Origin of the sequence: Flavobacterium sp. CFS9, from assembly GCF_041154745.1 — a bacterium.
Taxonomy (GTDB): Bacteria; Bacteroidota; Bacteroidia; order Flavobacteriales; family Flavobacteriaceae; genus Flavobacterium.
This window is the reverse complement of the sequence record NZ_AP031573.1, coordinates 4,007,862-4,020,298: the sequence shown is the minus strand read 5'-3', so window position 1 is coordinate 4,020,298 and position 12,437 is coordinate 4,007,862. Positions and strand designations below refer to the sequence as shown.

General features: G+C 35.1%; 12 protein-coding genes. 2 read left to right on the top strand and 10 right to left on the bottom strand.

All coding sequences use genetic code 11. From position 1 onward, the window contains the following. From ACAM30_RS16905 to ACAM30_RS16880, 6 genes are all read right to left on the bottom strand, one after another. The gene (locus ACAM30_RS16905) at window positions 1–885 is read right to left on the bottom strand and encodes a DUF4835 family protein (RefSeq protein WP_369615747.1); all 885 of its coding nucleotides are present in this window, start codon (window positions 883–885) and stop codon (window positions 1–3) included. 74 nt (window positions 886–959) lie between these two features. Further along, on the bottom strand, window positions 960–2,174 hold the full coding sequence (gene coaBC, locus ACAM30_RS16900) for a bifunctional phosphopantothenoylcysteine decarboxylase/phosphopantothenate--cysteine ligase CoaBC (protein WP_369615746.1): 1,215 nt from the start codon (window positions 2,172–2,174) through the stop codon (window positions 960–962). A gap of 9 nt (window positions 2,175–2,183) precedes the next feature. Further along, window positions 2,184–2,501 (bottom strand): DNA-directed RNA polymerase subunit omega, encoded by a 318-nt coding sequence (locus ACAM30_RS16895; protein ID WP_007807938.1) that lies wholly within the window; start codon window positions 2,499–2,501, stop codon window positions 2,184–2,186. Between the two features lie 9 nt (window positions 2,502–2,510). Further along, entirely contained in the window at window positions 2,511–3,305 is a 795-nt protein-coding gene (locus ACAM30_RS16890; protein WP_369615745.1) for an outer membrane protein assembly factor BamD, read from the bottom strand. Between the two features lie 138 nt (window positions 3,306–3,443). Continuing rightward, window positions 3,444–4,325: a 4-hydroxy-tetrahydrodipicolinate synthase gene (dapA, locus tag ACAM30_RS16885; RefSeq protein WP_369615744.1), complete on the bottom strand. Its 882-nt coding sequence runs from the start codon at window positions 4,323–4,325 to the stop codon at window positions 3,444–3,446. Window positions 4,326–4,341: 16 nt separating this feature from the next. Then, the gene (locus tag ACAM30_RS16880; protein ID WP_232424364.1) at window positions 4,342–4,800 is read right to left on the bottom strand and encodes a hypothetical protein; all 459 of its coding nucleotides are present in this window, start codon (window positions 4,798–4,800) and stop codon (window positions 4,342–4,344) included. A 101-nt stretch (window positions 4,801–4,901) separates the two neighbouring features. On the opposite strand from ACAM30_RS16880, the gene ACAM30_RS16875 reads away from it, so the two are divergent. Together ACAM30_RS16875 and ACAM30_RS16870 are read left to right on the top strand one after the other, a co-directional pair. Beyond that, window positions 4,902–5,681 (top strand): 5'-nucleotidase C-terminal domain-containing protein, encoded by a 780-nt coding sequence (locus ACAM30_RS16875; RefSeq protein ID WP_369615743.1) that lies wholly within the window; start codon window positions 4,902–4,904, stop codon window positions 5,679–5,681. A 27-nt stretch (window positions 5,682–5,708) separates the two neighbouring features. Then, a complete protein-coding gene (locus tag ACAM30_RS16870) occupies window positions 5,709–6,620 on the top strand; it encodes a bifunctional UDP-sugar hydrolase/5'-nucleotidase (protein ID WP_369615742.1) in 912 nt (303 codons plus the stop codon). Here the strand turns inward: ACAM30_RS16870 and ACAM30_RS16865 are convergent. The 4 genes from ACAM30_RS16865 to ACAM30_RS16850 form a co-directional block, all read right to left on the bottom strand. Beyond that, entirely contained in the window at window positions 6,610–7,305 is a 696-nt protein-coding gene (locus tag ACAM30_RS16865; RefSeq protein WP_369615741.1) for a lysoplasmalogenase family protein, read from the bottom strand. The genes ACAM30_RS16870 and ACAM30_RS16865 overlap by 11 nt on opposite strands. After that, a complete protein-coding gene (ligA, locus tag ACAM30_RS16860; protein ID WP_369615740.1) occupies window positions 7,292–9,298 on the bottom strand; it encodes an NAD-dependent DNA ligase LigA in 2,007 nt (668 codons plus the stop codon). The genes ACAM30_RS16865 and ligA overlap by 14 nt, the downstream gene beginning before the upstream one ends. A 246-nt stretch (window positions 9,299–9,544) precedes the next feature. Next, complete coding sequence (locus ACAM30_RS16855; protein WP_369615739.1) at window positions 9,545–11,482, bottom strand: OmpA family protein; 1,938 nt, start codon at window positions 11,480–11,482, stop codon at window positions 9,545–9,547. A 12-nt stretch (window positions 11,483–11,494) separates the two neighbouring features. Beyond that, entirely contained in the window at window positions 11,495–12,427 is a 933-nt protein-coding gene (locus ACAM30_RS16850) for a type IX secretion system membrane protein PorP/SprF (protein ID WP_369615738.1), read from the bottom strand. Window positions 12,428–12,437 lie beyond the last annotated feature (10 nt).

Here is a 12,437-nt window from a genome sequence, read left to right as displayed (position 1 = left end):
CTAAAATTTAATCTGCGACCATTTGGTACTATTCAACGGAGATACTTTATTTAAGACATCGGTCAGATCTGTAATTGGAATACTCGGTCCTCCTGAAAATATGGAGACAATTTCGTCTGATTTGGCGTCAAAAAACACTCTCGTCAAAAAGGCATTAGGCTTTACCGAATTCAATTTTCCGAGAAGCATCAAACCCGACTTAATCTTTTCTTTAGCCGCTTTCAAATCCTGACTCATCCCGTCTAAACCGTTATGGTACATGAACATGGTTTGACGCAAATCGCTGTACATTGGCGAAATCATATCAGTAATCAGATAATAACGGTTTTGAACTCCATCTGACTGGCTCCAGCCTTTTGATCCTCCTTGCTGTGCTACGCTTGCAATATTCTGTGCGATTTCAAGATACTGATTTCCTGCGCCCATTTGAAAACTATCGGCGTCCATCGCTAAAATTATATAGCTGTAAAAAGAAACTACAGATACTAAATTGGACTCAAACGTAGTCGGATTAAACAACAAAGGTTCGTATTCAATATATCTGAAATTGAAATCTTTATCGTTGTAATTTAATACTGGTGAAGAATAAGTAGAATTATAAATCAATCGTGAGGATTGTACCTGAATCGTCCCTGAAAACTGATCAGAGCTGTTCGATGACAGTGTAATATACATCGAGCAATTGATTCGCTCATTTTGTTTTAAAGCCACTCCGGTCCAATCTGTTTTATTGACAAACTCCGACAAAGAAGTCTGAAGCGTTTTAAAAACCTGCTGATTGGGATTGGGTAATCTTTCTGTATTAATAGTTACAGTGCAATTTAGCTGCTGTGCTTGTGTGAAGCCAAAAATCAAAAATGCTAAAAAAGTAACTAGTTTATTCATACGAAAGATATTATTTTGATTACAGCATATAACAGACTTACTATCCTTGTTATTGCTTTCTTTACTCTAAATCCTTATGATTTCGCAAAATGCAAAATCACTTTATTTAAAATATCAACAGCAACAGATTCTTTTGATTTTAATTCCATTGGTTCTATTTTAAACCCCTGATCAATAAAGGTTACTTTATTGGTTTCTTTTTTAAAACCAGCCCCTTCATCTTGTAAGGAATTTAGAACAATCAAATCTAAGTTTTTTTTCTGAATTTTCAGCTTCGCATTTTCAATTTCATTCTCAGTTTCCAATGCAAATCCAATTAAAAACTGATTTTTCTTTATCGCTCCTAATGAAGCCAGAATATCTTTTGTTTTTTCAAGTTCGATCGAAAATTCATCTGCTGCTTTCTTAATCTTTTGTGAAGCGACTACTTTTGGCCTGTAATCAGCTACTGCAGCAGCAGCGATTGCTACATCAACATCATTAAAACACTCATGACAAGCCTCGTACATTTCCTGTGCCGAAACTACATTGATTACTTCTACTAAACTATTCTTAGCCTTATAATGTGTAGGTCCTGCAACTAAAATCACCTGAGCACCTAAGTTTGCGGCTTCATTTGCCAGATCAAAACCCATTTTTCCCGAAGAATGATTTCCTATAAAACGCACAGGATCGATCGCTTCGTATGTAGGACCGGCAGTAATTAGTATTTTTTTTCCTTTTAAAGGCAATTTACTTTCTAAATCGGCTTCCAGAAAGGCAATAATATTTTCGGGTTCAGCCATTCTTCCTTCTCCGGATAAACCGCTGGCTAACTCACCGCTTTCAGCCGGAATCATAATGTTCCCGAAACTTTTTAAAGCCGTAAAACTAGACAAAACCGAAGGATGTTTGTACATGTCCAAATCCATTGCCGGTGCAAAATAAACCGGACATTTGGCTGATAAATAAGTAGCAACTAAAAGATTATCGCTGTTTCCGGTTGTCATTTTAGACAAGGTATTGGATGTTGCAGGTGCAATCAGCATCAAATCGGCCCAAAGAGCCAAATCAACGTGATTGTTCCAAACAGCATCTTCATCATCCTGATTAAAGAAACTGGAATGTACCGGATTTTTTGATAGTGTAGATAAAGTAAGTGGAGTTACAAAATCCTTAGAAGCAGGTGTCATTATCACTTGGACATGTGCACCTGCTTTTATAAAGAGTCGTACTAATGAGGCTGTTTTATAGGCTGCAATTCCACCAGAAACCCCTAGTAAAATTTTCTTCCCGTTTAAAACTGACATTATACTATATTATTTGTTTGAACCTCTGTGGTATGTTTTACCGTCTAACCACTCCTGAACTGCTAAAGCGTGAGGTTTTGGTAATTTTTCGTAAAATTTAGAAACTTCGATTTGTTCTTTATTTTCAAAAACTTCTTCAAGACTGTCGTTATAAGTAGCAAACTCTTCTAATTTCTCTGTCAATTCTTTTTTAATTTCAGAGTTAATTTGATTTGCTCTTTTAGCCATAATGGTAATTGCTTCATACACATTTCCTGTTGGCTCTTCAATAACCGTTTTATTGTAAGTTATTGTATTTACAGGAGCATTCGTCTTTTTTAAATCCATGACTTTATTTTATTTAGTAAATTTTTGTAAATCTGTTTCCACTCTGGCATTCATTTCATCTGCCTCTTTTTTATACTTCGTAGCACTATTAAACTTAATTAAGTTTCCATAAGCTACTTTAGCCACATTTAAACGCTCTTCCATTTTTGAAGGAATACTGTTAATTGCTAATTTATATGCTGAATCGTATTTATAAAACAATGCATCTTCTTTTAACGGTGTTCCCGGAAAATCAGCAATAAAATTATCAAAAGCAATTAATGCTGATTTGTAATCAGAAATTGTATTGTAACCTTTAGCGTTTTCGTATGCTTTTTTCTCCAGTTTACCATTCAAAACTTTTACAGCTTCATTTGCCTGAGCGATATACTCAGAATTTGGGTAACTTTCAATAAAAGTCTGTAATTTCTCTAAAGCTTTTACAGTATCTGTCTGATCCAGGCTGTAAACAGGTGCTAATTTAGAATAGCTGTACGCTCCTAAAAAAGCAGCTTCCTGAACTTTTTCACTTCGAGGATAACCAGAAACGAAACTCTCAAACTGATAACCCGCTAAGTAATATTGCTTTGTTTTGTAATAAGATTGTGAGAACATGTAAAATAATTTCTCTGCCTGAGGCTTCCCTCTGTAAGAAGATGCCAATTGTTCAAAAAGACGTATGGCTTTTGAATATTTACCTGCATCGTACATTTTCGTTGCCACTTCGAATTTTGCAGCAACATCATCGTTCTTTAATGCCTTTTGGTATTCGCTACAAGAACAAAAAAGGACAACAACAATTAACAGAGATACTATTTTTTTCATTTTCTTACTTTTATTATGATTTCTTAGACAATTATGCCAAAGCAAAATCACACCGAAGTTTCGGTGGCAAATTTAGTTATTAATTTAGCTACTACAAAATATTTTTTTTGGTATAACAAAACACCGATAATCTCATACTTATTTAATGCTGTTTTTCACAAATTCATTCAATCTGCCTGCTAATGAATCATCAACAGTTACCAATGGTAAACGTACTGTGTTCTCAGCAATACCAAGGGCTTGAAAAACTTGTTTAATTCCGGCAGGATTTCCCTGCTCAAAAATCATATCAATACAATCAGACAAAAGATACTGTGTTTTAAACGCTTCAGTTACCTTTTTATTGAGTCCTAAACGAATCATTTCTGTAAATTCTTTTGGAAAACCTTGTCCAATAACCGAAATCACCCCTGCTCCACCTGCCAAAACAATTGGTAAAGCAATCATATCATCTCCTGAAATAATCAGAAAACCTTCCGGAGCATTTTTAATCAACTGTAAAGCCTGAGCCATATCTCCGGCAGCTTCTTTAATTGCTACCACATTAGCAAAATCATTCGCCAAACGAATTACTGTTGACGGCAGCATGTTACTGGATGTTCTTCCCGGAACATTATATAAAATCACAGGAATTGGAGAAGCTTCCGCAATAGCTTTAAAATGCTGATAGATTCCTTCCTGTGTTGGCTTGTTATAATAAGGAGAAACGGAGAGTATCGCTTCAAAAGCAGAAAAATCTCCTGTTTTTAATTCTTCTACTATCTGCATGGTATTATTTCCTCCTACTCCAAGTACTAAAGGAAGTCTTCCTTTATTAGTATCAATAACCGTTTTAATCACCAGTTCTTTTTCGGCTTGTGTCAGAGTAGCATTTTCTGCCGTTGTTCCCATAACTACAAGATATTCAACACCACCGTCTATCGAAAAATTAACGATACGCTGTAAAGCTTCGATATCTACTGAAAAGTCTTTTTTAAATGGGGTTACAAGGGCAACACCAGTTCCTATTAATGATTGCATATTCTACTTTATAATTTTATTTTATACTCTTTAAATATCTAAACAATTCGTGCACGAAAAGTTTGTAATTCTTTATAGCAGTATCAATCATCCATCGATTTAATTTTTCATCTACTGATGCGAATCCTACTTTAAACTTCGCTTTTGACTTGGCAGTTATCAGCATCAAAATGGCCGTTTCGATGTCATAATAACTTATCAAAAGATCAAATTCTGTTTTTATAAATTCATTCAAGAAACCTTCTGTAATCTCCCCTTTCCAATTGACGCTTTTTCGTCCAAAAGTTGGTCTTGAATACGTTTGTTTCTCGCTAAATTTACTTCTGTACACTGCAATTTTGATATTCTCCGGAGTAATTCCTTTTGAAACCAACTCCTTTATCAGGTCTTCTGAATGATCAAATCTACTCTCATCAATCAGTAAACCAATTGTTTGCACATTACTTGTAAATACTTCATTTTTGACATTATTCAAGTTATTTTTTAATGATTTTTTTACAAAAAATTCCTTTATATAATTTAAAAACATAGTACTTTTACCAGATTACAAAATTAATTATTTAAGTCGCATTTAAGATGGTAAAACTAAAAAAGTATAACGGAGTTTTGAAACTTTTTGTTATATTCTTAACACTTTTTTTTATATTTTCCTGTAGCCAGAAAAATTATAATCTAACAAAAATTGAAGGAAAGCTACTTCCGATAACTGAAAAAGGAACTGAAACTCCTGCAATTGAGAACTTTATTAAACCTTATCGTGATCATATCAATAAGGATTTGGATAATATTCTGGCTTATTGCCCTGAAACTCTTGATAAAAGCACAGGAAAATGGCAAACCAGCATTGGCAACCTTATGGCTGACGTTTGTGTTAAAAGAGGAAACCTTGTTTTTGAGGCACGCGAGAAGAAAACTATCGATTTATGTTTATTAAATCATGGCGGTATCCGAGCGATATTACCTAAAGGAAACGTAACAACCAGAACAGCATTTGAAATCATGCCTTTTGAAAACAGTATGGTGGTTATGGCTTTAAAGGGGGATCAAATTTTAGAATTGACTTCCTATATTATTAAGGCGCAAAAAGCACAACCCTTATCAGGCATGACTTTTACAATTGCAAAAGATAAGACTGCAAAGAATATTATGATTCAGGGAAAACCTCTTGATCTTAATAAAATTTACTATGTAGCAACAAATGATTATTTGGCAAATGGCGGAGACAGTATGTCTTTTTTCGCAAAAAGTGTTCAAAAATATGATCTGAACTACAAACTGAGAGATGTATTAATTGATTACTTCAAAGAAGTTGATACGATTCCGGTAGCAAAAGACATCCGAATTACAGAAGAATAAAAATACCATTTCGCAAAAACATACAAAATGAAAAGAAGAGAATTTATCGAAAAAACAGCTGCAAGTACTGCCTTATTAAGTTTAGGTTTGTCGTTGAGCAGTTTTGAAAATAACGATATCAAACACTTAACCATTCTACATACTAACGATGTTCACAGTCATATTGATCCATTTCCGGCTGATGATCCCCGTAATCCAAACAAAGGTGGTGTCTCACGCAGAGCTGCACTTATAGAAACGATTCGCAGAGAAAATCCAAATGTACTTTTATTGGATGCCGGTGATATTTTTCAGGGAACTCCTTACTTTAATTATTATGGAGGGGAACTGGAATTTAAATTAATGAGTATGATGAAGTACGACGCATCGACTATTGGAAACCACGATTTCGACAATGGTCTTGACGGATTGCACGCACAAATGCCTCACGCTAGTTTTGATTTTATCTGTTCGAACTACGATTTCAAAAATACAGTGATGAACGGTCTTGTAAAACCCTATAAAATTTTCAATAAAAACGGAATTAAAGTAGGTGTCTTTGGTTTAGGAATCGAGCTCGCAGGACTGGTTGACAAGCAACTGTACAAAGAAACGGTTTACAACAATCCGGTAGAAATTGCGCAGGATATGACGCAATTGTTAAAGAAAGAAGAGAAATGCGATTTAGTAGTTTGTCTGTCTCACCTTGGATACAAGTACAAAGACGATGAATCTAAAATTTGTGATTTAAAACTGGCTGCTCAGACTCAGGATATTGATTTGATTATTGGAGGTCATACACACACTTTCTTAGACAAGCCAACTGTTGTAAAAAACAAAGCCAATCAGGATGTTTTGGTGAATCAGGTAGGCTGCTACGGAATCAATTTAGGAAGAATAGATTTTTACTTCGATAAAAATAAAGCTCACACAAACGAAGGGAAATCAATTATTGTTTAGCGCTTTTCTTTTTCTTGGTTTTCGTTCTTTCCAGAAAGTACTCGACCATAAAAAAGTACGCTAAAATTTGGGTGACATCCCGGATCAATACCAGAACTACGGAATAGGAAAAGTATTCATTGAAAATATAAAATATGTCTGAAAAGATATAAGAAATTGCCATTAATGACATGAGTAAAGCTAAATAAGTTCCTTTTGTAATATAACTCACAAAAGAAAAAAAGCTTAACACACTTAAGACGATTCCGTAGATCACATAAATCATACTAAAGCGCTTCATATTATCAAATTGCATTCCCAGCGCTGATACTAAGAGATATACAATAAAAATAACTACTATAGAAACTGGAAGAAAATCTTTTTTTTCCAGTTTTATTTTTTCATGTCCTCCCAGATAAAGTCGGATAATTAAAAGGTAAACGACCAGAAAGCACAAGACTCCCCCTAGTTCAGAACTTTCGATATCCATTAGATTAAACACCTGACCAACAAAACTGAATAAAAAGATAACCCCTTCGATTTTCCCGATATTAAATTCGGTACTAATCAAAAAGTAAATAAAAATCGAAGGAATTACAATGGCTTTGGCATAAGTCGCAAATAAAAACAGCTCGGTCCAGTCAAAAATGGCCGTGCATAATAATGCTAAAAAAAATAAAATCAACGACGGTTTATTCGCTTTCATTTAATTTGTTTATAAAATCTTCTTCAGACAGTATAGGGATATTTAACTTACCGGCCTTTTCTAATTTTGCCGGTCCCATATTATCTCCTGCGACGACAAAATCTGTTTTTGCCGAAATAGAGCTTCCTACCTTACCACCATTGTCTTCAATAGTTTTCTTCAATTCATCTCTTGAGAATTGAGTAAAAACTCCTGAAACCACAAATGTTTTTCCGATAAATTTTTCGGTCGCATTCGGGTTTATCTTCTCTACAATTTCAAACTGAATGCCGTAACTTTTGAGACGGTCAATAATTTTCTGATTCTCTTCGTTTTCAAAAAACTCAATTACACTTTTAGCGATTCTTTCTCCAATTTCATCTACCAAAATCAAATCCATCAGGGTGGCCTGACGCAATGCATCAATATTTTTATAATGTTTCGCCAGTTTTTTAGCAACCGTTTCACCTACAAAACGAATTCCTAAGGCGAAAAGAACGCTTTCAAATGGGATTTCTTTTGATTTTTCAACTCCTTTTACCAGATTCTCGGCAGATTTTTGCGCCATTCTCTCTAAAGGTAAAATATCTTCTACTTTTAATTCATACAAATCGGCATAATTATGCACCAATTTATTATTGAAAAGCAAGGCAACTGTTTCACCGCCAAGGCCTTCAATATCCATTGCTTTTCTTGAAATGTAATGTTGAATCCTTCCTATAATCTGGGGTGGACATCCATAAAAGTTAGGGCAATAATGATTGGCTTCTCCTTCGTTTCGAATCAATTCGGTTTGACATTCCGGACAATGCGTGATGTATGCAGTAACTTCTGAATCTTCAGGGCGTTTGGACAGATCTACAGCAATTATTTTTGGAATGATCTCTCCTCCTTTTTCTACGAAAACGGTGTCATTGATTCTGATATCCAATTTTTCAATCTGATCCGCATTGTGCAAAGAGGCTCTTTTTACAATGGTTCCGGCCAGTTGTACCGGCTCTAAATTGGCTACAGGTGTTATTGCTCCTGTACGACCTACCTGATACGAAATAGACTGAAGTTTAGTAGAAACCTGTTCTGATTTGAATTTATAAGCAATAGCCCAACGTGGCGATTTTGCGGTGTATCCTAATTCTTCCTGATGCTGAATGCTGTTTACTTTCACCACTACACCATCGGTTTCATAAGGTAAATTGTGGCGGTGTACGTCCCAATAATCAATGAAGTCGAAAACTTCCTGCATATTTTGTACCAGTTTTGCTTCGTTAGGCACTTTGAATCCCCAATTTCTGGCAGATTCCAATCCTTCAAACTGGGAAGTAAACGGAAGATTGTTTCCTGTAACAAAATACAGTAAACATTCCAGCGGACGTTTGGCAACCTCAGCACTATCCTGTAATTTCAAACTTCCTGAAGCTGTATTTCTGGGATTTGAGTAAGGTGTTTCTCCAATTTCAATTAAATCCTGATTCATTTTTTCGAAACCGGCAAAAGGCAGGATTATTTCTCCTCTAATATCAAATTTGTCCGGGTAGTTTCCTTTTAATTGCAAAGGAATCGACTTTATGGTTTTGATGTTGTTGGTTACCTCATCTCCCTGAAAACCGTCTCCTCTTGTTAAGGCCTGAACCAGTTTTCCGTTTTCATAAGTAATACTGATGGAAGCGCCATCGTATTTTAATTCGCAGGTATATTGCAGCTCTACATTTCCTAAAACTTTCTGAATTCTAGTTTCCCAATCTAACAGATCTTCTTTAGAATAAGAATTATCCAGGGAATACATGCGATACTGGTGTGCAATTGTTTTAAAATTCTTAGTCACAGCACCTCCTACTCTTTGAGTTGGCGAATTTTCATCAAAAAACTCAGGATGTTTATTTTCTAAATCCTGAAGCTCCTTTAGCTTAATATCAAAATCATAATCAGAAATTGTAGCGTTGTCTAACACATAATAATTGTAATTGTGCTGATTAAGTTCGTTTCGTAAAGCCTGAATTGTTTCTTGAGTACTCATAAGATTTTAAAATACCGGAGGTTATGATTTTGAATAATTGAATACCAAAATTAGGATTATTTTTGTTCAAAAACAGTAAAATCCGAAAGTTTTATAAAATCGAAAATCAAGTTGCAAAACGATGCAACTTGATTTTCTTCCTGCCCATTCTTCTTAAAAAAGAATTAATAAAAACCAACTTCCAAATGGTTTCTTCATTTCACAAATTCACACTAACAATCAAATCATTAGTCTAAAAATGTAACTCTATTTTTGAATTATAATAAAGTCTGAGCGTCTGTTTAACAAATGTTCTGCTTCAGTACATTTTACACCATTTTTACATTTATTGATCGGACGGCTTTCACCATAACCAATAGCACTTTCGATTCTTCCCGGGTCAATTCCCTGCGAAAGAATATAATCGCGTGTCGATTTGGCTCTATTGTCCGAAAGTTTCAGATTATAAGCATCTTTACCGCGAGAGTCTGTGTGGGACTCGATTTTGATGCGGATTTTAGGAAATTTTCGCATCACAAATACTACTTTATCCAGTTCAGTGGCAGCTAAAGGCGTAATATCGTATTTGTCGTAATCAAAATAAATCGGGTTAACATCTACTTTTTCGACACCTTGTTTTTTCACTACCAGGTCATCATAATTACTAAGCTCAAAATCAACATCGGTAATTTCAGCTTCATTGATCTTGGTTGTTGCGACCTTTTTTTCGTCGTCACTGTAATTAAATTTTGAAGCTACCAAACGAACCGCTTTATTGCAAGGGATTGTCACAGCATATTTACCGTCAAAATTGGTTTTAGTTTCTGCCAAAACTTCATTGTACGGATCATAAGCTATAATAGTAACATCGGCTAAAAGTGCTTTTGATTTATGATCGATTGCCTTACCAGAAATATTCTGATTGCAAACGGGCTGACCTTTAGTAAAGGAATAAATATCATCATCGCCTTTTCCTCCTGCTCTGTTGGAAGACACATAGCCATAACTTCCGGTTTTATCAATCACAAAAGTAAAATCGTCTTTGTTACTGTTTATCGGAGCTCCTAAATTTTTCGGTGTCGAAAAGCTTCCATCGGGCAACATTTTACTTTCGTACACATCTAAATCTCCTAAACCATAATGTCCGTCTGAAGAAAAATAAAGTGTTCCGTTACGAAAAAACGGAAATAAATCATTTCCTAATGTGTTGACTTTTGGTCCTAGATTTTGCGGCGAACTCATGGTTCCGTCAGTTGCAATTTTAACCACATACAAATCGGTTTCGCCATAACCTCCCGGCATATCTGAAGCGAAAAAGAGTAATTTTCCATCGTCACTCAAACTAGGATGCCCGACCGAATAGTCGTCACTGTCAAAAAATATCTTTTGAGGATTTTCTACTTTTCCGTCAATTAAAGATCCTTTTAGAATTTGGAAGTTATTAATTCTGTCCTGGTCGACTACTAATTTGTTTTTCTTGACAATATTAGACGTATAGTAAATTGTTTTTCCACCGGCATCAAAAGATGCGGTTGCTTCATGATATTTAGTCATGACATTTGGTATAAACAATTTTTCATTGAACAGACCTCCGTCGGCAGGATTTCGTTCGGCTACATACAAATTCAAAAACGGCTGATTGTTCCAGTTGTAAAGTTTATCTGCAAACTTCGTAGTATCTCTTGCGGACGAAAATACGATTCGGTCCTGAAAAAATGTAGCTCCAAAATCAGATTTGCTGGTATTAATGTCTAAGTTTCTGGTGTCGTACAAAGACTTTGTTTTGGCCAGACTGTCTAATTGTTTTTTCTGAGCAACATACCGATTGATCTCTTTCTGATCTCCTTTTTTATTGAGATACTCTTTGGTAATTTTATCGGCATCGTCATAATCCATAACCGCTTTCATACACTGAATATAGCGCAGGTAATAAATATCAGTCAGATTATTCCCTTGAATTTGATAGAGCCTTTTATACCATCTAAGTGCATTTCTTCCATCGGAAATAAAATAATAAGAATCTGCAGCATTCTTTATTGTTTGTGCTGTTGGATTCTCTATATTTTGTAAACACTCTTCGTAAGCTTTAGCTGCATCGGTATAAGAGAAATTTCTAAACAATGCATCGGCTTTTTTTAAATTAGTCTTTTGAGCAAAACCAAAGGTAATGCTCAAGACTAAACTGAGGATATATAGTTTTTTCATAGAATTTATGTTTTAGAAGAATCGAGGTGATTTGATTTTACTTTGTTTTTTCATAAACTGATAACGCAAGATGATCTCATGTGATCCATCGTTGTATTTATTCAAACCACTAACGGTATAATCAAAGGCATACCCCGCATAAAAACTTCTGGATATCTGAAAACCTGCCAGAAAACTTATCGAGTCATCTGTTCGGTAAGATCCTCCTACTACAAACTTTTCTACTATCATAAAATTTGCCGAGATATCAGCAGTAAGTGGTGCTCCACTCACTGCTTTTACCAAAAATGCCGGCTTAAATTTTAAGTTTGGATTCAAATCAAAAACATAACCTCCCATCAGGTAGTAATGCAATCGATCGTAAGATATAGATTCCTGAATATCATTATAATAATCACTTCTGATAAAACTTGGAACTGAAAGCCCAACATACCATTTGTTAGTATAGTAGTAAACTCCTGCTCCTACGGCCAGTTTCAATTGATTATTAATATTCTGATTCAGTAATACATCATTGTTATTATAGAATCGTCCTTTTGACCAATCTACGTTTAACATTCGCATACCCGCTTTTAATCCAAACGCAAGTCTTTTTTCATACCCTAAAGGAATTGAGTAAGCGAAGTTACCGTCAATATACAACTCATTTGACGGACCAATTTTGTCGTTAACAACACTTAATCCTAAACCAATCATCTCGTTTCGAAGAGGTGAATGAACAGAAAATGATTGTGTTTCGGGTGCTCCATCAATTCCAACCCACTGCGAACGATGCAAAAGTGTAGCCTCTATGGTCCCGGTAGATCCTGCATAAGCTGGATTCACCGACATCGTATTGTACATGTATTGCGTGTACTGCGGATCCTGTTGTGCGGCGGCACAAAATGTGATAAAAGAACATATTAAAATGAAATACGATTCTAATGATTTTATATATAGTTTCATAACGATACTT